Here is a 20,623-nt window from a genome sequence, read left to right on the forward strand (position 1 = left end):
CGTATGCGTACCAGTTACCTTCGGTTTAGGGGCTCTGCGCTGGCAGCCCGTCAAACCCACCAATCACCAGTTCACTACTTCACCGCCCGTGTCTACCAACAATTCCAAGCCCCTGATTCTGATTTCCAACGACGACGGCATTTCGGCCCCCGGCATTGCCATGCTAGTGAGCGTGATGCGGCGCATTGGCGAAGTGGTGGTCGTAGCTCCCAACTCGCCGCAGTCGGGGATGGGGCACGCCATTACCATCGGCAACCCGCTGCGCCTCGACCCCAGCACCATCTTCGAGGGCATTGAGGCCTACGAGTGCAGCGGTACCCCCGCCGACTGCGTGAAGCTGGCCAAGCACCACGTACTGAAAGACCGGCAGCCCGACCTAGTAGTGTCGGGCATCAACCACGGCTCCAACTCCTCGGTGAACGTGCTGTACTCCGGAACTATGTCGGCGGCTATTGAAGCAGCCATTGAAGGATTGCCAGCTATTGGCTTCTCACTCTGTGAGTACGGGCACAATGCTGACTTCTCACACACCGCCGAATGGATTGAAATGATAGCGCGCCAAGCCCTAACAAATGGTATTCCGGCCCACACCGCGTTGAACGTAAATATCCCCAAAAAATCGGCCGGACCGATTGTAGGCGCCAAGCTCTGCCGGCAGGCACACGCCAAGTGGCAGGAAGAATTCGACCTGCGCCACGACCCCTACAAGCGCCCCTACTACTGGCTGATTGGCGAGTTTGTGAATCTGGACCGCGGCACTGATACGGACGAATGGGCCCTGGCCAACAACTACATTTCCATCGTGCCCTGCCAGTTCGACCTTACGTCTAACGCTGCCATGAAATCTATGAATACCACCTGGCAACTCAGCGAATCGCCGGCTGCAACTGCCACGAAGCCCGCTCCGGTAATCGGCAGCGCCACTCCCGAACCCGGCGAGTCGGCAGAAGGGCTTGGATAATCTTGGCTAAGCCGCCATAGCAGCATGAGGCCCATTAGCACACCAGCTAATGGGCCTCATGCTGCTATGGCGGCTTACCAGACAATGTGTGTTGATTCAGTTACTCTGGTCCGACGGCTTTTTGGCCGTCGGACCGGCTATACCAATTTTTGAAGTTATTTTAAACTAGCATTGAAGGGTAGCTACATCCGGGCTGGCGGGCGCCTTACGTCGCGGACATGGTGCACCACGGGCGCGGGGGTGTGCCGCAGAATGAGCGGAGCGGTGTGGGCCACCGGGCTGGGTTGGCTCAGCTTCAAAGGGTCGGGCAGAAAAAGGAGTATCGCCAACAGTATCAGGAAGAATACGATGATTCCGATGGGAGCTTTCAAGCCATTCAGGGAAGTTTTCATAGACAGAACGTTCAATGAATCAGTACCCTAAGTTCGGGTGCCAACCATGAAGACTGCGTGAGTAGCGCAACACCCTAGCTCCTAACTAGTCAACTGCCGGAGGCTGAAATTCCAAGGTGAATGTGCTGCCCTTGCCCACTACCGACGTAACCGTAATACTGGCTTTGTGAAAGTTGGCAATGGTTTGGGCAATAGGTAGTCCCAGCCCAAACCCTTCCGGCGACTTAGGCCCGCTGGCATGAAAGCGCCGGAACCGGTCGAAGAGGTGGGGTAGGTTTTCGGCAGCTATACCAGGGCCGGTGTCGGCTACCGACAGATGGTAGCCACCCTGGGGCGGTACCAGGCCCGTAACCGTAATGCTGCCGCCCTCCCGGTTATACTTGATGGCATTGCTGAGTAGGTTGAAAATCAACGTAAACAGCAGCGTTTGATTGGCACGCAGGAGCACAAAGTCGGGCTCTAAGTGCACCCGCAGATGCAGTTCCCGCTGGGCCAGCCGGTCCTCTAGCTCATTGGTAGCATCGGCCACCACGGCCGCCAAGCTTACCGATTCCTCCCGCAGATACTGGTCGTTTTCGATGTTGGCAATTAGCAGTAGCGTTTTCACGGTGTTGCGCAGCCGGTACAACGTCTTCTGCGAATCAACCAGCTTTAGGGAGTGTACGTGGGCCAGCGTGGGGTCTTGGAGCATGTTCTCGAAGCGCGTTTGCAGGATGCTAACCGGCGTGAGCAACTCGTGCGACACGTTGCTCATAAACTCGCGCTCCTTCTCGAAGGCCGACTGCATCTGCCGCATCATTTCGTTGAGACTATCGTCGAGCTGGCGGAAGTCGGTGGTGGTGGTGGGAATGGGCGTGAACGAGAAGCCCGAGGGGTGGCGTACGTTGCGTAGCTTGCTTGAAATCAAGTCGCCGAGGGGCCGCAACAGAAACCGGGCAAAAGCCGCATCGGTAACCACCGTAATGGCCGCCCCAATCACCAACACCCACAGCGCCAGCCGCCGCAAAGTTTCTTCTAGCAGTTCTACCGTCGCTAATGATGAACCGATTTCCAGGCGGTAGGGCCGGCCACCTGAAACAAACCGGTAGCTCAGAATGCGGAAATCCTCCACCTCGTCGTCTACCTGCCGGGGCTCATTGAAAATCTTTTCTTCGGGCGTAGCCGCAGTGGGGGCAGCGGCAGACTCTGGGGTGAGCGTAATGTACTCTTGCTTAAGAATATTGTAGTCGGCGTAGGCCTGCTCCTGGCGCACGAAGGCCACTAACCCGTCGCGCTGAATTAAGCCAAGTACCTCCCGCTTCTTTTCGTGCAGGCGCTGATCGGTGTGGGCCACGGCCACCCGGCTCACAATGGCCGGAATAACCGCCGCCCCTAATAGCACCAGCAGCAGCTTCGACAGCGCATTGAATAGGGCAAGCTTGGCTTCGAGGCGCATTTTTTAGGAGTAATAAGCCTGAGGCTGGTCATGCAGAGCGCAGCGAAGCATGACCAGCTTTTCTGTTTATAATAGTTTTGGGTTAGTAATTAACCCTCTGCTACTCTATAGCCAATGCCGCGCACGGTTTCCAGAAAATCGGCGGGAGCGAACTGACCGAGTTTTTTGCGGATGTTCTTGATATGCACGTCGATGTAGTTGGAGTCGGAGTCGTCTTCCAACACGTTGCCCCACAGATGCTCCCCGAGTTGGAGGCGGGTAAGCACCCGGTTTTTGTGCAGCACGAGGTAATGCAACAGGTCAAATTCCTTTTTGGTGAGCGGTACTTCCTGTTCGGCGTGGCGCAGCACACGGCCTTGCACGTCCATCACGAAGCCAGGCCCAAACACAATTTCCTGGCGCTTCAGCCCAAACTTGCGGCGCGTAATGGCCTGCATCCGGCTCTGTAATTCCAGCAGCGAAAAAGGCTTCGGTAGGTAGTCGTCGGCGCCTAAGTCCAGGCCCTTTATCCGGTCGTCGAGGGCGCCGCGGGCCGTCAGGATGATGAATGAGGCTTCTTGCCGGTCGTTCTGGCGGGCTTCGCGCAGCAAATCCAGACCGTCGCCGTCGGGTAGACCCAAGTCGAGCAGCACGAAATCGTAGCTATTGACAAAGATTTTCTCGGAAGCATCGGTGTAGTTATGAGCCGAATCGACGAGGTACTGTGATACTAACAGAAACTGCCGCACCTCATCGTGCAGGCTTTTTTCGTCTTCTACTATTAGAACGTGCATAGGGGTGGTAGCTGAATTAAGTGCACAACATACATACAATTGTAGTGAAGCGCAGGTGAAGAACCGACGCGCCGGTAGGCTTCCTGCCCTGGTACAGATAGCCAGCCGGTACCTCGCTGCTAAGCCCCTGCCGGCTGATTCCGCTCGGTGACACCAGGCAACTATCCGGTGGCTACTCTAGCCAGCTACTACAACTACCGGTTTTTGGGTGTACGGGTTGATAAGCAGGCGCATATCTACCGCAAATACATCGCGCAGCAATGGCTCAGTAAGCTCGGCCGGGTCGGGGAGGGTAGCGTGTATGTGACCGTTCTTGAGCAGTACCAACCGGTCGGCATAGCTGACTGCCAGGTTGATATCGTGCAGGATGGCAACCACAATGGCTTGTTCGTGAGCAAGTTGCCGAGCTCGTTGGAGGAGCTGATGCTGGTACTGAACATCCAGGCTGGATACTGGCTCATCGAGTAGCAGCACCCGGCTACCCTGAGCGGGAGCCTCCCAAATCTGGGCCAGCACCCGGGCCATTTGTACTTTCTGTGCCTCGCCGCCGCTCAACGTGGAGTAGTCACGCCCGGCAAAGCTGCTCATGCCCATATCGGCCAGGGCCTGCTGTGCAAGGTGCTGGTCGTGCCGGGTGGGGCTGCGCTGGAAGTGCGGGTAACGGCCCATCAGCACTACATCCTGCACGCTGAGCGGGAAAGCCAGATGAATTTGCTGGGACATTACCGCCCGCTGCCGTGCCAGTTGGGTGCTGTTGAAGCTGGATAGGGGGTGCCCATCGAGCAGCACTTGGCCGGTGCTGGGCGGATACAGGCCGGCCAACAGGCGCAGCAAAGTGGTTTTGCCGGCCCCATTAGGGCCCAGCAGCACGGTTACCTCGCCGGGCCGGCAGGCCAGTGTAGCGTCGTGGAGTAAGGTCTTCTCCCCGATGGCGTAAGAAACAAGATTGGCTTCAAGCATACGAGCTAGGCGTAGAAACCACCACGGGAAGAAAGCTGCTGGTACCTAGACAGCAGCCACAGAAACACCGGAGCGCCCACAAAGGCTGTAAGCACCCCAATAGGCAGCTCGGCCGGGGCAATAATGGTGCGGGCCACAGTATCGGACACTATCATCAGGATGGCGCCCAGCAGCGCGGCGCCCATAATGAGTAGGCGGTTATCGGAAAAGCCGGCCAGCCGCAGCAGGTGGGGTACCACCAGTCCCACAAACCCGATAACGCCTACTGTGGCAGTAGCCACGGCTACCAGCAGCGTGTTGAGCAGCAGTACTTGGGTTTGCAGGCGCCGCACATTGATACCCAGATACTGTGCCTCAGTCTCGCCCAGCTGCAACGCATTCAACGACTTAGCAAAACGCAAAGCCGCCCACCCGCCCAACACCGTAACCAAACCAACTAAATAGAACGAAGGCCAATCGGCGCTGGAAAAGCTGCCTAGGTTCCAGAACGTAATGGAGCGGGCCTGCGGGTCGCGGGCAATGTAGGAGAGGAACCCCGTGCCGCCGGCGGCCAGTGCATTCACGGCAATACCAGCCAGCAGCATCGATGCCACCGTTACCCGCCCTTGCACCGCCGATAGCCGGTAAACCAGTGCCGTAGCAGCCAGCGCCCCCACAAAAGCCGCGGCCGGCAATACCAGCGCCCCCAGTACAGGCACGTTCGCCCAGTTTAAGGAATTACCTAGCACGAAGATTACGGCCGCCCCCAATGCCGCGCCGGCGGAAGTGCCAATCAGGCCCGGTTCCACAATGGGGTTGCGAAATAAGGCCTGCATCAAGGTGCCCGACATCGACAGCGCCGCCCCCACGCAGGCACAAAGCAGCACCCGTGGCAGCCGAATCTCGAAGAACACGCCCCGGTGCAGCGCCGCTACCGGATCAGCCGACGGTGCCGCTACCCCAAACGCCTCTTGCAGAAAGCCGCCCAGTTCCGGATACGTCAACGCCATAGCGCCCAGCCGCGCCGACAGCACCAGTACGACCAGCAAGCTCACGGTCAAGCAACTGAAATACAGGCGCACACGCCCAGGGGATAGAGTCACTATTGCGCAGGCTGTTGGTGAATAAGTTTTTGCAGCATCAGCACGTTTTGGCCGGTGCGCGGGCCGAGGTACACCATGTCGTGCTCCTCAACGCGGTAGATACGGTTGTTTTTAGCGGCGGGGGTGAGGGCCACGCCGGGCAGTTGCTTGAATTTTTCCAGTCCGCCTTGCCGATCGTAGCCAAAGTCGGTGGCCAGGATTACGTCGGGCTGGGCTTCTGCAATCAGTTCGGGGCTGATGGGCTTCATACCTTCGGCCGCGTTAAGCGAGTTGACGCCGCCAGCCCAGGCCACCATCTGCGTACCAATGCTTTTCTGGCCCATGGCCAGGTAGATGTTCTTTTGCAGGCCGTAGTGAATGATGACCACCTTCGGATGGTTGGGGTACTGCTTGGCGTTGGCGGCGGCCTGCGCCATATCGGCGGTGAGCTGTTGGGCCAGCTTGTCGGCCTGGGGGCGTTGTTTGAACTCGTCGCCGAGCTGCTGGAGTAGCTGGCAGGTTTCAGGTATGGTCTTGGAGGGGGTGAATTCCTTGATGGGAATACCCACTTTCTGCACTTGGGTAATAACGGCCTCCGGGGCCACGTTGCCATCAGAATACACCACGGTGGGTTTCAGGGAAATGATGCCCTCGGCGTTTAGTAGGCGGTGGTAGCCCACAGTCGGTAGCTTTTTGGCCGCCGCCGGGTAGGTGCTGGATAGGTCCACCCCCACCAGCCGATTTTCCGCACCCAGCGCAAAAATCATTTCCGTCAGTTGCTTGGACACCGACACAATGCGCTCCTGCTGAGGCATAGTCGTGCTAGCAGATTCTTCGTTCTGGAACCGGTTACAGGCTACGGAAGCCAACAGCAGGGTCGCGTAGAATATTCTTTTCATGTAGAGAGGAGGCTAACACTGTAGAGACGCGACACTTAGCGTCTCGTCGTTGCTGACGTTGTTATGCTGGCTTATTCCAGCTAGGTCGTTTAACAATGAGACACCAAGTGTCATGTCTACAGCGTGCGGAGAAACGGATTAGAAAGTATAGCTCAGGTTAGCGCCGGCGTACCAGTTGCGCGGCATGCCGGGGTTGTAGAAGGTTGGGCGGCCTACCGGCGTAGCCTGGTTCAAAGCCACCGAAGCCACGTAGCGCTTGTCACCGATGTTGTCGATGCCGCCAAAAACGTCGTAGCTCAGGTGCCCGGCCAGCTTGTTGCGAATCCCGAGGCGGCTGTTGAACAGCCAGTACGAGGGCGCGAAGCGGGCATTGTTGTCGCTCATCGGCGTCTTGTCGGTGTAGTACGAAGTCAGGTTCAGGTATACGCCGGGCTGGGTTTCCACGTCGAGGCCACCAGTGAACAGGTTCTTGAACGAGCCCGTTACTTGCTTGCCGCGGTAGTTGTTGGCGCCCAGCTCGTACGATTTGAACTCGGCATCGGTGTAAGTGTAGCTCACGAAGGGCCGCACCTGAGTGAGCACGCCGGGCTGGGTTACATCAATCAAATTGCCTGATAACGCCAGCTCCACACCTTTATATTCCGACTCGCCAGAGTTGACGAAGTAGGTCACCCGGTCGGCATTAGTCTGCGACACCAAACCGTTCTTCACCTGCATCCGGAACAGCGTCACGTCGTAGTTGAGGTGGTTGCCCAAGATGGTTCCGCGCGAGCCCAGCTCCATGTTGGTGTTGGTTTCCGGTTTCAAATCCGGATTAATTGGTCCCGTTGATAGGGAAATCTGGCTGCTAATGGGCGGTGAGAAGCCGGTGCTATACTGCGCAAACACCGAAAATTGGTCGTTGAACGAGTGCAGCACCGCCACGCGGGGCGTATACGTCGGCTTGAATTGCCGGTAGCCGGTCAAGCTCCGCGCTGGCAAGGTCTTCGGAATCAAATCCTGAATATCGTACGACACCACGTTGTAGCCCACCCCAGCTGTGACGGTGGTGTGCTCGGTTACGGATGCCTCGGCCTGAGCAAACACGTTGGTTTGCGTGGCCCGCAGCTCCTGGTCGGAAGTAATGGCGCCAGACACGCCGGTGGCGGAAATGGCGTAGCGCTTGTTATTGTCTTGGTTGGCTATGTACTCGGTGCCCAGTACAAAACGAGTGCGCAATTTGCCCAGTTCAGGGGCATACGTAAACACGCTACGCACGCCGCGCTTGCCGCGCTGCGTGTGCGCAAAGTTCGGTTCTACCGGGCTCAATGAGTAAGTGTTCGAGGTGAACAGCGTAGTGGTATTAGCGAAGTTAGACGTGAAGCGGTACGTGTGGGTCAGGCCCAACCGGGTGATTTCAGCGTCCACGCCCACGTCTTTCTGCACGTAGGCCGGGGCCGTTTTGGTGTAGTTGCTGAAGAAATCGGTGCTGTCCAGCTCTCCGGCGTAGTTGTCGTGCTGGTTGGTGTAGGTGCCCAGCACGCTCACCGTCTGCTTGTCGCTCACGTAAAAGTCGCCGGCTACGGTTACGTAGTCTTTGCGGCTATTAGAATGCGCGTCGCGGAAGCCGCGGGTTTCCTGGTGGCCGTAGTTTACCAATAGGTTCACTTTGTCGGTGCCCACGCCAATGCCTGTGTTGGTCCGAAACAGGCCGTACTTACCTACCGTCGTGCCCAGGTTGATGCTGGTGCCGGGAGCAGCTTTGCGGGTCTGAAACGATACCACTCCGCCCAGCGTAGCGCCGTAGATGGTAGAGGCAGGACCTTTGATTACCTCGATGCGGCCGAGGGTAGTGAAGTCCAGATCATCGAGGGACGTGGTACCATCGGCTTCCGAAAGCGGAATGCCGTTCTGGTACAGCTTGATGCCGCGGATGCTGAAGCGCCCATAGGTGCTGCCAATCCCGCGAATCACGAGGTTGGATTGGGAAGTGGCACTGCGCACATTCATGCGCACGCCGGGCACCTGGTTGAGGGTGTTTTGCAGGAAGATGGTGTTGTTGCGCTGCAAGTCTTTCTCGGTCACGATGGTGAGGGCCGCTGGGGTTTCGAGCAGTTTCCGCTCGGTGCCCGTGCCGTAGCCAATTACCTGCACTTCGCTCAGGCCCGTGTTGGACGGTGCCAGCGTGACGGTCAGGGGAATGCTGGCGTCTTTCACTGCAATTTCTTGGGTGATGTACCCCAACGACTGCACCCGAACAGCCCGAAACTCCTCGTTGGCCGTCAGCGAAAAGCGGCCCTGCGCATCAGTAGCCACGGCGTTGGTTTGGCCGGCCACCACCACAGCGGCACCTACTACCGGCTGCCGGGTTTGCTGATCGAGCACGGTACCGGTGGCGGTGTATTGCGCCCAGGCAGGCGCACTTACGAGCATCACTGCTAGCAGCAGCAACGTGGTAAAAAAAGTTTTCATAATAAGGGAAAGGAGGACCGAAATGGTCAGAATAGGTTGCCCGGCTTCCGATACAAGAAGCGGTAGAGCAGTAAATAGAAACTTCTCAGCTAAGGCAGGAAATGGCTGCCTGTGCGGCCACTACCCCCGCAAAATCAGCGGGCACCAGGGGGGCGGAACCGCTACCACTGCTTCTGCCACTGGCAAAGGGGTGGTATATTCTGGATAAGTTGGCTGGCTGGCAACAGCTATTGCCATGGGCAACACATTGCTGGCAGGCACCAGATAGTTTATTTTAAACCAATAGCTGAACGCCTTTTTCGCTGATTTTCGCGCCCCGGCGGCGGGGTAGGCATACTCTCGTACGTGCTTGTTGAGGCCAGCCAGTAGCTTTTCCTCGTCGTGGTCGTGCCAGCAGAAATACGTAACCGAGTCGGGGGTTACGCGTTGCCGCACCACATCATAGAGCTGCCCTCGGTATGAAAACTCGTGTTCTTCGTGCCACTGCACCTGGTGTTTGTTTTGCGCCGGTTGCCTGGCTACTACAATGCGAACCAGAGCTTCATCGGGCAGGTTTGCACGACGCATACGCTCAGCCTCGCAGCGTAACTGGTGCTGCTGCCACATAGCCACAGGATACACCCCCACCAAATTGTAGAGGAAGACAGCAAGCAGCAGAAAGGTGGTAAAGTGTTTCAAGCGAGGTAAGCAACACCTTAAAATTAGATTAAAATCTTAGTTATAGCGTGTACAATCAATTTTTATTACAAGCTCAACAGCAGCAAATCTGCCCTGAATGAGCTTGAGACTTCGCAGAAATAAAGCAGACTAAAGGGTACAGTTCTCCCTGGCACTATGTCTCACCCGGGCCGCCTTACTGCCGCAAGTACACGCCCAAATCCGAAATCGAGGTTATGCCCAGCTGCCGGGCCTGTTGCCGCCGCATAAGCAGGGCGTAGGTATTGTTGAACCCCAGCGGGGCCAGCCATTCCAGCGCGAAGCGCTGCTGAAACCTGGCCCGCACGTAGCCCAGCACCGCCCCCGCGTCGCCGCCCAATGAGTCGATGACAGCGGTAGGCGGCTGGAGCAGCACCAGCAGCCCGGTGCCGGTGTACTCGGGGTACATATCAATGGCGCCGCTGCGTAGGGCCTCGAAGCAGATGGTGGTGCCGCCCAGGCCGGTTTTGGTTTCCACATTCAGGTCAGTATAGCCTCGAATTAGGTCGGCGTACATTTCAGCCAAAATGTACTGCTCAGCAAAAATCTTGGAGCCCAGCTTCACGGTAGCGGCGTCCGGCCGGATGGGGCGTGGTGCCCGCCACAGACCGCGCCGCCGCAAAAACGCCCGCGCTACCGCTTGCGGCGCTTGATGTAGATAGTCAACCCGGTAGTTCAGCTCCGTCATCACCGAATCGGAGAGCTGGCCGGCCAGCTTGCCAAACACCGGCCGCAGTTCCGGGTGGGTTGTTAGGAGGCCGGTGCGCACCACTGGCGCGGCATAGTAGGGCGGAAACACGCGCTGGTCGTCGTGGAGCACTTGCAGGTGGTAGGCCTTGATGCGGCCATCGGTGGAGTAGCCGTCGATAACATCTACATTGGCATTGCGGGCAGCTTCATACACCAAAGCGGGAGCTAGCACTACGCTGGGCAGGCGGCGCAAACCGTAGGTGCGCGTCAGGCCCGGCAGACCATCGGCCCGGCCCACAAACTCGGGGCTGAAACCGGCCTGTAACCGGCCCGTTGCGCGGGGTAGCAAATAAAGCGTGGCCAGCAGTGGCAAGGCCAGCAATACGCCTACCCCCACGCTGCTGCGCTTACGACTAGCTAGCCGCTGTACCGCGCCCAGGGCGGCATCGAACACCAGCGCCAGCGCCGCCGCCGGAATAGCGCCGGCCAGAATCATAGCCGGATTATTGAGTGCAATGCCCCCGAAAATGAATTCGCCCAGGCCGCCCGCCGCCACGTATGCCGCCAGCGTGGCTACTCCCACATTGATAACAGCCGCTGTGCGGATGCCCGCCAGCAGCACCGGCAAGGCCAGCGGCAGTTCCACCCGGCGTAGCACTTGCCCATCAGTAAACCCCAGGCCGCGCGCTGCCTCCACCACGCCCGCATCCACGCCCCGGATACCAGTTACAGTATTGCGCACAATGGGTAGCAGGGCGTACAGAAAAAGCGCAAAAATAGCGGGCACCGGCCCGATGCCCATTGCCGGAATCAGGAAGCCCAGCAGCGCAATGCTTGGAATAGTTTGCAGGATGCCGGTAACTCCTAGCACCCACGGCGCCAGCCGTGGCCGGCGCGTAAGCAGCAGTCCTAGCGGCACGCCTACCGCCACACCCAGCAGCAAGGAGGCCGCCGTCAGGCCGATGTGCTGCACGGTCTGCTGGCCTAGCTTGCCGGCCTGCAATTGCCAGAAGTCAAGGAGTTCGTGGAGCGTGTTCATAGGCGTTGGAAGTGCTGGATAGCCTGCCCGAAAGCGGCCATTAGAGAGGGAAGCGTCAAGGGAAACGGAGCCTTGAATGTGGGCGCTACTAGCTGGTTGGCAACTGGCAATTCGGGCGGGGTAGAGAAGCTAGTTATTGCTTGTAACCACAGTACAGTGGGGGCGGGCGGAGGCTCCGGAAGAGAAGGCGTGGGAGGCGGAGCAGGGAAAAAAGCTGCGTCCACAACAGAGCCAGCTTGTGCGCTAAGTTGCTCTAACGCCTGTTGAACTGTTGCATCAGGTCTTATGGTGTTTGTACCTGATTGTGAATTATATACATAGCCAGATGGGCTATGATTTGCTAAATATGGAAGCAGGTCGTTCAGGGTTAGCGTACGGAGTTGCAGTGTAAGTTGCTCGGCTGCAAAAAACTGCCGCACAAAGTCGTTAGCTGGCCGGAACAGCAGTTCCCGCGGAGTGCCCAGCTGCTGTACCTGCCCGGCATTAAGCAGCATAATCCGGTCGGCTAGTTCAAAGGCTTCCTGTACGTCGTGGGTAACCATCACCACCGTTTTCTGACGTAGTTCTTCTAGCTCTCGAAACTCCCGCCGGATGCCCGCCCGCGTGATAGGGTCGAGGGCACCGAAAGGCTCATCGAGCAGAATAATGGGCGGGTTGGCCGCCAGCGCCCGGGCTAGTCCCACCCGTTGCTGCTGCCCACCCGAGAGCTGCCGGGGGTACTGCCCGGCATAGCGGGCCGGTGGCAGGTGCAGGCGCGTCAGCAGTTCCTCGGTGCGGGCAGTTATTTCGGCGGCCGGATGGCCGAGGAGCTTGGGTACTACCGCTACATTTTCGGCTACCGTGAGGTGCGGCAGTAGCCCCACCTGCTGGATAACGTATCCGATGCCACGCCGCAGCAATTCGGGCCGCTGGTGGCGTACGTCTTGGCCCTGCACCTCCACGGTGCCAGCGTCAGGCTCTATCAGGCGGTTAAGGGTTTTGAGGAGAGTGGTTTTACCGCAGCCACTCGGGCCGAGCAGCACCAGCGTTTCGCCGGCGGCCAATTCAAACGACACGTTTTGCACCACCGTCTGGGCGCCGTAGTGCTTACTGAGGCCGCGGACCCGGATAACAGGTTGAGAATCGAGCATACAATAGGATAGGAGGCAGTAAGGTAAAGAATGTAGCTCGAGCTTAGGTTGCCACGGTTCACGCAAGCAACCTAAAGCGTCGGGCCAGCGTCCGGTATGTATCTTGAGTTGATGCCTTTCAATAGTTGTAAACCGTTGAAGCCCGGCTGTGCTTTTTTTGGCTGGCAGCGGCGCTAGCCATCCCGTGGCGCTGTTGCAAGCAAGTGACCTTCTATCTTGCACCATTCACAACATTATGCGTTTATGAAACTTGCTTCTCGTCCGCTGCTCTGGCTGATGGCCCTGCTGGTATTGCTGATGGGCGGCAACTGTGGTCGAGCCGTGCGGCAACACTTCGACCGGCAAATCACCACTACCATTTACGTGGTGCGGCACGCCGAGAAGGACCTCACGCCTAACCTGCCCGACCCACTCCTGACTCCTGCCGGCCAGCAGCGCGCCCTCGCTCTGCGCGACACCTTGCTGCGCCATCGGCCATTGAGCGCCATCTTCAGCACTGCTACCACGCGCACCCGCGCCACCGCCGAACCGCTGGCCCAAGCTCTCGGCCTCACCATTCAGGATTACGATGCCAAGCAGCTACCGACACTTGTAGCCCGTATTCGACGCGACTATGCAGGCCAGAAAGTACTGGTAGTAGGGCATTCCAACACTATTCTGGAAACTGTGCAGGCTTTTGGGGCTGCTCGACCGGTACCCTCCATCGGCGACAATGAGTACGACTATCTGCTGGAAGTGCGAATGGCCAAAGATTCGACGCGAGTGCCTACTGCCGTAGCTCGGCGGTACGGCCAACCCAGCCGATAATGGCGTTAGTGTGCAACTTGCCCACTGTTTCCTGCTACTTTTAACGTGAGAGCCACTACTACCGGAGGTTTCTTTATTATTCGACTTCTCTTTTCTATGCTGCTTTCCATGCCTCGTTTGCTGTTCGGTAGTTTGCTGGCGCTAGCCATTACGGTCCCTGCTGCTGCCCAAACGACCACTAAGATTGACTCCCTGGCTGTCCGCAAAATCTACGATGAGGCCCTGCTGCGGGGGCAGAGCTACGAAAACCTGCGCGAACTGTGCACCAAAATTGGCGGGCGGCTAAGTGGCTCACCCCAAGCCGAGCAGGCCGTGCAGTGGAGCAAAGTAGCCATGGAAAAACTGGGCGTTGATAGGGTATATCTGCAAGAGGTAATGGTGCCGCACTGGGTGCGTGGGGCCAAAGAAAAAGCCGAAATTAAACCTGCCAAAGGCAAGGGGTTGCCGCTGGCTGTATGTGCCTTGGGCGGCTCAGTGGGCACCAACGGTAAGCTGAAAGCGCAGGTGGTAGAAGTGCACAGCATGGCCGAGCTGGCCGCCTTGCCCGCCGAAAAAGTGAAAGGCAAAATTGTGTTCTTCAACCGCCCCATGAACCCGCTGTACATTGAAACGGGCCGCGCCTACGGCGAAGCCGGCGACCAACGCCGCATTGGGGCTTCCGAGGCCGCCAAGCGCGGGGCCGTAGGTGCCCTGGTGCGCAGCCTCTCTCTGGCCCATGATGACCTGCCCCATACCGGGGCCATGCGTTACGAAGACAATGTGGCTCAGGTACCCGCCGCCGCTGTCAGCACCAACGGCGCCGATGAACTCAGCCAACTCCTTAAGGTGGATTCCGACCTGACTGTAGAGCTGGAAATGGCCTGCCAAACCCTGCCCGACGTGAAAAGCTACAATGTAGTAGGCGAGATCAAGGGCTCGAAATACCCCAACGAAATCATCACCGTAGGTGGCCACCTCGATTCCTGGGACCTTGCCCAAGGCGCCCACGACGATGGCACTGGCTGCGTGCAAAGTATGGAAGTGCTGCGCTTATTGAAAGCCACTGGCCTGCGCCCTGAGCGCACTGTTCGGGCCGTGATGTTTATGAATGAGGAAAACGGTACCCGCGGCGGTAACAAGTACGCTGAACTGGCCAAGGCCGCCAAAGAGGTGCATATAGCGGCCATGGAGTCGGATGGGGGAGGCTTCACGCCGCGTGGCTTTGGCATTGAGGCCGAGCCGGCGGTGGTGCGGAAGGTACAGCAGTGGCAGCCACTTTTCACTCCCTACGGCAGCGGCGATATCAAGCCCGGCCACGGCGGCACCGATATTGGCCCTCTGAAAGGCCAAGCCAAGGCCCTCATCGGCTACGACTGCGACGACCAGCGCTACTTCGATATTCACCACGCCGCTTCCGATACGTTCGACAAAGTGAACCGCCGCGAACTAGAATTAGGTGGTGCCAGTATGGCCGCGCTTATTTATTTAATTAGCAAATACGGATTATAGTATCAAGTGAAATAAAATTCGTGTAGCTACCCGAGTACTGTTGACAGAAGTAGAAAAACAAAAAGCCAGCTGCATTTAGATGCAGCTGGCTTTTTGTTGGTGCTTTACTAATTAAGCTGAAGCAACTTCTTTCTTAGGACGGCCTGGGCGCTTGCCAGTACCGTTGGTAGCACGGGGTTTACGCTCTTTTTTCTCTACCGTGTAGCCGGGCTCTAGCATAGTGCTGATTTCAGTAATCAATTCAGTCACCTTCGACATGTTTTTTCGGATCTGGTTTAGTACCGCTTCATTGTCTTCGGCGCTGGCCAGAATTTGCTGTAATTTACTGAGGTCAGGAGTAGCCATTCGTGAAATGATTTTTGGAAGGAAGTGAAATAACGCTCAAAGTTTACTCAAAAAGTATTTATATCAAATACTATTCTGCTGTAACGATTAAAAAAACATTTCAGTTATAAATTTTTTAATCGTTACTACTGTGTTAATGGCTAACAGAAATAAGCTAGAATGATAAGTCTAGGATTGGAGTTATTTAAGTACATGCGTTTACAGGAGATGATAGCATCTAAAGCAGCCTTGATACATGATGTCCTAGTATCAAAAGGGCATTCTGCTAATCAAGATGAGCATGCAACTGATGCATTAAGCAAGCAATATTCTCGCGTATCACGCTTAATCAAGTAGCTGCCTCTGCACCAAGTGAGAAAAAATTGATTGTTAGGGGTTATATAAAGAATTCTTTTGGTGTGTAAAGCAGCAAAAACGAATTTTTGCAATCTGTCTCCATACGTATGCTAGAGTACAGACGATTAAATCGTATCGTGTAATTGTGCTAATATTTATTTTAAATATATAAAGATGTTTGGGTTGATATTTATACGTCGAGCACATTAATGACTATATAGCTGGATATTCAATCAGGTTTAGTAGGCACGATTACAGAATATACTTGCTTGAAGTAGTTTGAGCCTTGTAGCTATAATTGCAAACTGGAGGTCTATCTGATAAGCTGAACACTACTAAATGGATTCTTAACGCCATCATCTTATGGCACATGCTTTAAGACTATTATTAGCGCCTTCATACAGTCTTATTATAAAGCTAAAAATACAATGAGCCCATCATTAACATTATACTGCAGAAGATACTATACAGCAACGGCTTCCAATTTCTCGGAAGCCGTTGCGTTAAAAATCTTTTCAACTATAGTATTAATTGGCTTCCAATATTTGGAATAACTCATCCAGTTTGGGTGTCAAAATGATTTCGGTGCGACGATTTAATGCTTTGTTGGCTGGAGTATCATTCTGAGCGATAGGAGCATACTGAGCACGGCCCGAGGGGGTTACTTGGCTGGTAGGCAAGCCATTTTCTGTGAGCAAACGCGTAATTTCAGTGGCGCGCAACACGCTCAAATCCCAGTTGTCGCGCATGCCAGCGGTGCCTTTGGCAATGGGCACATTATCAGTGTGGCCCTCCACTAACACATTCACATCCTGATTACCTTTTAGAGCAGTGGCCAGTTTTTTTAGCGCTTCCTGGCCTTTAGGGTCAACTTTGGTGGAGCCTGATTTAAACAGTAGTTGTTCCGACAACGACACGTACACTTTGCCGTTTTTCACGGTTACCTGCAAATCCTGGGCGTTGAAACCCAATAGCGCATCGCCAACTTTTTGCCGAAGCGCCTTTACTGCCGCATCTTTTTGGTCGAGGATGCGCTGCATTTCAGTAATTCGTTGCTCTTTGGAGCGCAGGTCGGCTGAGAGGGCGCTGTTGGCTTGCTCGGCTCCCGTTAGGTTGTCGTTGAGCTGATTTACTTGTTGGTTTTTGTTGAGTAGGCTAGAACGCAGTGCCGCTTCATTGCGTGATTTCTCTTGCTCTAAAGCTGTTTTCTGTGCCTGAAGCTGGTCACGAGAGGAGGTAAGAGAAGCATTTTGCTGCTGAAGGGCCGCAATTTCTTTGGCGTTGCAACCACCGAGTAACAAAGCACCGGCACTGAATAAGGATACAGTAGCCAGACGAGCAGAGAGCAAATTCATAGAAGTCGGTGAAGAAAGGTAGAGAAACTATGTGTTGCGCTTGAACGGCAGTGGACAAGGTTGAGTTGCAGTCAATAAGCTCAACTAATAGCCTTTCTAATATTCTCAAATTGTGCGTACGTAAATTTTATTTTAGTGCTTAGTTTCCACTGATATGTGCAATAGATAGGCTGTTTAGCTGAAATGAGCGTACTTATCTTTGTTCGTTTATTTCTATGCCTTTGCCACACTTCGCTCGTTATTTTCAATATGTACTGCTTGGGTTGCTAACAAGCTTTGTCGTTCTGCCAGCTTGGGGGCAAGCTTCTGCGCCTACTCATCGGTATTGGGTGGAATTGCGCGACAAAGCAGGAGTGGAGTTTAACCCGGCCGCATATTTTCACCCAGCCGCCCAGGTCCGGCGTCTACGCCAGCATCTCCCAGCTTTCGACCAAACCGACTTGCCCGTAAAAGCCACCTACATAGTGCAGGTGCAGGCTTATTCCGATTCTGTTCTGTTTGTGAGCCGGTGGTTTAATGCCGTAGCGTGTCGGGCTACAGCGGCCCAGTTAACGGCCCTCGCTAAGCTGCCAGCAGTGCGTCGCGTAACGGAACTACCCGACCGGCCCTTGTTGCCGACAGCTCGCTTGCCTGCTGTCAGACCGGTTGTCGGCAAAGATAAAATGACGCTTAGTACGGCTGACCGACAGCTGGCGCGGCAGCAAACCCGGACTTTGGGCGGCGATGCTTTTCGCCGGGCCGGACTGGATGGGCGCGGGCTGCGCATTGCCATTTTCGATGTGGGTTTCAGCGGAGCCGACCAGCATCCGGCGTTTCGGGAGCTGTTTGCCCAGAAGAAGGTGGTAGCCAGCTACGATTTCGTGCGCCACGTACCCGACGTGTTTCATGGCGGTACCCACGGGCTGGAAGTGCTGTCGTGTTTGGCCGGCCGACTGCCTGATGGTACCTTACTAGGGCTGGCGCCAGGGGCAGAGTACCTGCTGGCTCGCACCGAACGAATGCACCGGGAAGTGTACGCCGAGGAGTTGGACTGGCTGGCCGCCGTGGAGTGGGCTGACCGCAACGGCGCCGACATTATCAATTCGTCATTGGGCTATACATCGCGCCGCTATTTTCCGGAGGAGATGAACGGCCGCACCAGCCTAGTAGCTCGCGCTGCTGAATTAGCTGCTCGCAAAGGCATATTGGTGGTAAATGCAGCCGGCAACGATGGCGACAACGAGGACTGGCGTACGGTAGGCACACCTGCCGATGCCGATTCGGTGCTGGCTGTCGGTGGCATCAACCCGGAAACCGGCTTGCACCTTGATTTCAGCGCTTACGGACCTTCCGCCGACCGGCGGCTTAAACCTAACGTGGCGGCTTTCGGGACGGTGTTGGCGGCCTCACCGGGTGGCTATTCCCGCATCGACGGTACTTCGTTTGCCTCGCCTTTGGTTGCCGGGTTTGCTGCCTGCGCTTGGCAGCAGCAGCGTACCTTAACAGCAATGGCCCTGTTTCAGCAGATTCAGGAATCGGCCAGCCTGTACCCGTATTATGACTACGCCCACGGCTATGGCATTCCGCAAGCCGAAGCGCTGCTGCGCCAAACCCAGCAAGCAAGCAAGCAACCGCAAGCCGCTACGGTCAACTTCGTGGCGCAGGATAGTGTGCTGGCTGTTTTCATCCGACCCGAAATTGCCCAAATGGTTCTGACCCAGCAATTGCCGCTGTACACCGACTCAATTGGCGGCTCGGATGAGGTGCCCAGCCGGGTAGCGCCGCTGGGCAAGGAAGAAGCCCGTCCTGCGTCGTCGTTGGAAGCACCTAGTGAGACCACGCCTGCAGTGGTAGCCCGGCCACCAGCCTTACCCGCTGCCAGTTACCTCTACTGGCACGTAGCGGATGCCAAAGGCGTACTGCGCCGCTACGAAGTACTGGAAGTTAGCCAGCGGGCCATACTGCGAATTCCGCGCCGCACGCTCTTGCCCGGCGACGTCGTGCGGGTATTCTACCAGGGCATCACCCACAGCTACCCCATTAAATGAAGCGTATTCTGAAACCTGCGGCGGCTTTGGGGATAGTAACCGGACTATTGTGCCCGATTTCCACTTACGCCCAACGGGTACTACTGCACTCAGATGTAGCCACGGACACCATTTACGGCAGCTTCGGACCTAACCGCAAGTTCTTTAACCACATCTACCTAGGCTACTTGCCTGTGGTAGGCAAATCCGGTGTCGGCTCGGAAATAAGGTATGGCAGTTCTGGAGAGTTTATGCTGGGGTTGCGCAACAAGTTCCGGTTGAGCGAGCCACTTAGCATCGGTCTGGATTTGCGTTTTGTGCGCTTGTCCTACTTATTATCCCAAACCGACCACAAACGGCTGCCTACTCCCGTGGTACATTACCGCGAGTCGTTGGCACTGTCGCAGTGGCAGTTGGAGGGGTTCGTGCGGCTCAATGCCGGGGCCCGTGGCAACGTGGTGGGCCGCTACCTCGACCTGACGGGTTGGGGTGGCTGGGTGATGAGTACGGCCCATCGAGTGGAAGACCGCCCCAGTGCGGGCCCGCGGCGGGTACAAACCAACGAGCGGGGGCTGCCGTACCTGCGGCGCTGGCCCTACGGCGTAGGCGCCCGAGTGGGCTCCGGCCGGTACGCCGCCGTTGCACGCTACCGCCTATCCGATACGTTCACGTCATCTTACCAAGATGCCTACCCCGAGCTACCCCGCTGGACGGTAGGATTGGAAATAGGCTGGCTATAGAATTTTAACTGGCATTATACAAATCCTGCATCTGGTGCGTTGCGTATATGCGCCTACTTCCGCATATAAGTGGTGGGAACTGTGGGCGAGAAAACAAGAAGTTGAATCCTACAGTTCTGTTTCTTAATCCCAGGCTATTTCTTGGGTAGATGAAGGGTTAGCCGTAGCTTTGATATAAAATTAGTAGCTCTGGCTTGGGTGTTGGTCTCTATTGAAGAGTAACTTGTACTTTGCCAACTTGATCTAATGATAGTTTGCCGACCGATAATGAAAAGAAAATTACTAGTTGCCGCCTGCTTTGGGCTTTTACTTCAAGCTACCTCTTGCATCAACACCGAGCGGGAAACCGTTACTTCCCGCAACAATGACCGGCCCTACACCCCAGTGCCAGAGGGCGCGCGGGGTCGCGTAAATGAGCGTACGATACTGCGTACCGTCAACTCAGCGCATTACTTTTCAAACAATAAGACCAAGGATAACTTTGTGCTGCAATTGCAGGGCACCAAAATCCTTAATTCGCAGGCTCGCCTTATCATCCTAAGTAGTACCGGTGACACTCTGCGTAAGGAACTGATGCCGGCCACCGCCCTCGTGGACGAGCGGATGATAGAAGACCCCCGCGCTGCCACTGCCCGCGACAAGGAAATTGCCATTTTACAGGGTATGAACACTTTCTTCCGGGAAGATAAGTTCACGCAGCCAGCCATTCCACGTTCGGCGCGCCAGCCCTCCGACATTGATGCGCAAGCCTGGCAGGCCATCCGGGAAGACAATAAAGCGGTAGGCTTCGACTACGTTACCAGCGGCGGTAAAGAGCGGCGAATTGCATATGCCAAGAAGCTACGCAAAGCAGTTATTGTAGCCGAATAGTTTAGCTATCAGATTATTACAACAAAAGCTCTTGGCAACCCCAGGAGCTTTTGCTGTTTCTGACGGAAGTGAGTTTCGAACGTACGCGCAAAAAACGCGGCGCAGCCCCAACTAAGGCTACGCCGCGAATACTCCAATCACCGCCATGAAGGTATAGGAAGCTGGGTGAGCAATTGGTGAAGTATGGAA

The 20,623-nt window shown here is 56.1% G+C and carries 18 protein-coding genes; 6 read left to right on the forward strand and 12 right to left on the reverse strand.

What is annotated here, in order from left to right; genetic code table 11:
- Nucleotides 1-88: 88 nt before the first annotated feature.
- Nucleotides 89-961: a 5'/3'-nucleotidase SurE gene (gene surE, locus G536_RS26800; RefSeq protein ID WP_022822972.1), complete on the forward strand. Its 873-nt coding sequence runs from the start codon at nucleotides 89-91 to the stop codon at nucleotides 959-961.
- A gap of 182 nt (nucleotides 962-1,143) precedes the next feature.
- Here surE and G536_RS32065 read toward each other — a convergent pair whose 3' ends face one another.
- From G536_RS32065 to G536_RS26805, 10 genes are all read right to left on the reverse strand, one after another.
- Nucleotides 1,144-1,353 carry a hypothetical protein gene (locus G536_RS32065; RefSeq protein WP_157530477.1) on the reverse strand — a complete coding sequence of 70 codons (210 nt, stop codon included), beginning with the start codon at nucleotides 1,351-1,353 and terminating at the stop codon, nucleotides 1,144-1,146.
- Nucleotides 1,354-1,438: 85 nt separating this feature from the next.
- Nucleotides 1,439-2,788, reverse strand: coding sequence for a sensor histidine kinase (locus G536_RS0107525; RefSeq protein WP_022822974.1), 1,350 nt, complete (start codon nucleotides 2,786-2,788; stop codon nucleotides 1,439-1,441).
- Between the two features lie 89 nt (nucleotides 2,789-2,877).
- Nucleotides 2,878-3,561 carry a response regulator transcription factor gene (locus tag G536_RS0107530; RefSeq protein ID WP_022822975.1) on the reverse strand — a complete coding sequence of 228 codons (684 nt, stop codon included), beginning with the start codon at nucleotides 3,559-3,561 and terminating at the stop codon, nucleotides 2,878-2,880.
- Between the two features lie 177 nt (nucleotides 3,562-3,738).
- Complete coding sequence (locus G536_RS0107535; RefSeq protein WP_022822976.1) at nucleotides 3,739-4,521, reverse strand: heme ABC transporter ATP-binding protein; 783 nt, start codon at nucleotides 4,519-4,521, stop codon at nucleotides 3,739-3,741.
- A 5-nt stretch (nucleotides 4,522-4,526) separates the two neighbouring features.
- Nucleotides 4,527-5,603, reverse strand: a complete 1,077-nt coding sequence (locus G536_RS0107540; protein ID WP_022822977.1) for a FecCD family ABC transporter permease — start codon at nucleotides 5,601-5,603, stop codon at nucleotides 4,527-4,529.
- The gene (locus G536_RS0107545; RefSeq protein WP_022822978.1) at nucleotides 5,603-6,481 is read right to left on the reverse strand and encodes a heme/hemin ABC transporter substrate-binding protein; all 879 of its coding nucleotides are present in this window, start codon (nucleotides 6,479-6,481) and stop codon (nucleotides 5,603-5,605) included. The genes G536_RS0107540 and G536_RS0107545 overlap by 1 nt, the downstream gene beginning before the upstream one ends.
- A gap of 138 nt (nucleotides 6,482-6,619) precedes the next feature.
- A complete protein-coding gene (locus tag G536_RS0107550) occupies nucleotides 6,620-8,932 on the reverse strand; it encodes a TonB-dependent receptor (protein WP_022822979.1) in 2,313 nt (770 codons plus the stop codon).
- Nucleotides 8,933-9,052: 120 nt separating this feature from the next.
- Nucleotides 9,053-9,610 carry a hypothetical protein gene (locus G536_RS0107555; RefSeq protein WP_022822980.1) on the reverse strand — a complete coding sequence of 186 codons (558 nt, stop codon included), beginning with the start codon at nucleotides 9,608-9,610 and terminating at the stop codon, nucleotides 9,053-9,055.
- Nucleotides 9,611-9,785: 175 nt separating this feature from the next.
- Nucleotides 9,786-11,357: an ABC transporter permease/substrate-binding protein gene (locus tag G536_RS0107560; protein WP_022822981.1), complete on the reverse strand. Its 1,572-nt coding sequence runs from the start codon at nucleotides 11,355-11,357 to the stop codon at nucleotides 9,786-9,788.
- Nucleotides 11,354-12,487 carry an ABC transporter ATP-binding protein gene (locus tag G536_RS26805; RefSeq protein WP_022822982.1) on the reverse strand — a complete coding sequence of 378 codons (1,134 nt, stop codon included), beginning with the start codon at nucleotides 12,485-12,487 and terminating at the stop codon, nucleotides 11,354-11,356. Before G536_RS26805 ends, G536_RS0107560 begins: the two co-directional genes overlap by 4 nt.
- 243 nt (nucleotides 12,488-12,730) lie before the next feature.
- On the opposite strand from G536_RS26805, the gene G536_RS26810 reads away from it, so the two are divergent.
- Complete coding sequence (locus G536_RS26810) at nucleotides 12,731-13,294, forward strand: histidine phosphatase family protein (protein WP_084708522.1); 564 nt, start codon at nucleotides 12,731-12,733, stop codon at nucleotides 13,292-13,294.
- 108 nt (nucleotides 13,295-13,402) lie between these two features.
- Nucleotides 13,403-14,782: a M20/M25/M40 family metallo-hydrolase gene (locus G536_RS0107575; protein ID WP_026879945.1), complete on the forward strand. Its 1,380-nt coding sequence runs from the start codon at nucleotides 13,403-13,405 to the stop codon at nucleotides 14,780-14,782.
- Between the two features lie 111 nt (nucleotides 14,783-14,893).
- On the opposite strand, the gene G536_RS0107580 is transcribed toward G536_RS0107575, so the two are convergent.
- Entirely contained in the window at nucleotides 14,894-15,127 is a 234-nt protein-coding gene (locus G536_RS0107580) for a hypothetical protein (RefSeq protein ID WP_022822985.1), read from the reverse strand.
- An 863-nt stretch (nucleotides 15,128-15,990) separates the two neighbouring features.
- Nucleotides 15,991-16,818 carry an OmpA/MotB family protein gene (locus G536_RS26815; protein WP_022822986.1) on the reverse strand — a complete coding sequence of 276 codons (828 nt, stop codon included), beginning with the start codon at nucleotides 16,816-16,818 and terminating at the stop codon, nucleotides 15,991-15,993.
- Nucleotides 16,819-17,147: 329 nt separating this feature from the next.
- Between G536_RS26815 and G536_RS26820 the strand changes: the two genes are divergently transcribed.
- From G536_RS26820 to G536_RS0107600, 3 genes are all read left to right on the forward strand, one after another.
- Nucleotides 17,148-18,845, forward strand: coding sequence for a S8 family serine peptidase (locus tag G536_RS26820; protein ID WP_169515057.1), 1,698 nt, complete (start codon nucleotides 17,148-17,150; stop codon nucleotides 18,843-18,845).
- Nucleotides 18,842-19,564 carry a hypothetical protein gene (locus tag G536_RS0107595; RefSeq protein ID WP_022822988.1) on the forward strand — a complete coding sequence of 241 codons (723 nt, stop codon included), beginning with the start codon at nucleotides 18,842-18,844 and terminating at the stop codon, nucleotides 19,562-19,564. The genes G536_RS26820 and G536_RS0107595 overlap by 4 nt, the downstream gene beginning before the upstream one ends.
- A 267-nt stretch (nucleotides 19,565-19,831) precedes the next feature.
- A complete protein-coding gene (locus G536_RS0107600; RefSeq protein ID WP_022822989.1) occupies nucleotides 19,832-20,434 on the forward strand; it encodes a hypothetical protein in 603 nt (200 codons plus the stop codon).
- The last annotated feature ends 189 nt before the right edge of the window (nucleotides 20,435-20,623 follow it).

Source organism: Hymenobacter norwichensis DSM 15439 (assembly GCF_000420705.1).
Taxonomy (GTDB): domain Bacteria; phylum Bacteroidota; class Bacteroidia; order Cytophagales; family Hymenobacteraceae; genus Hymenobacter; species Hymenobacter norwichensis.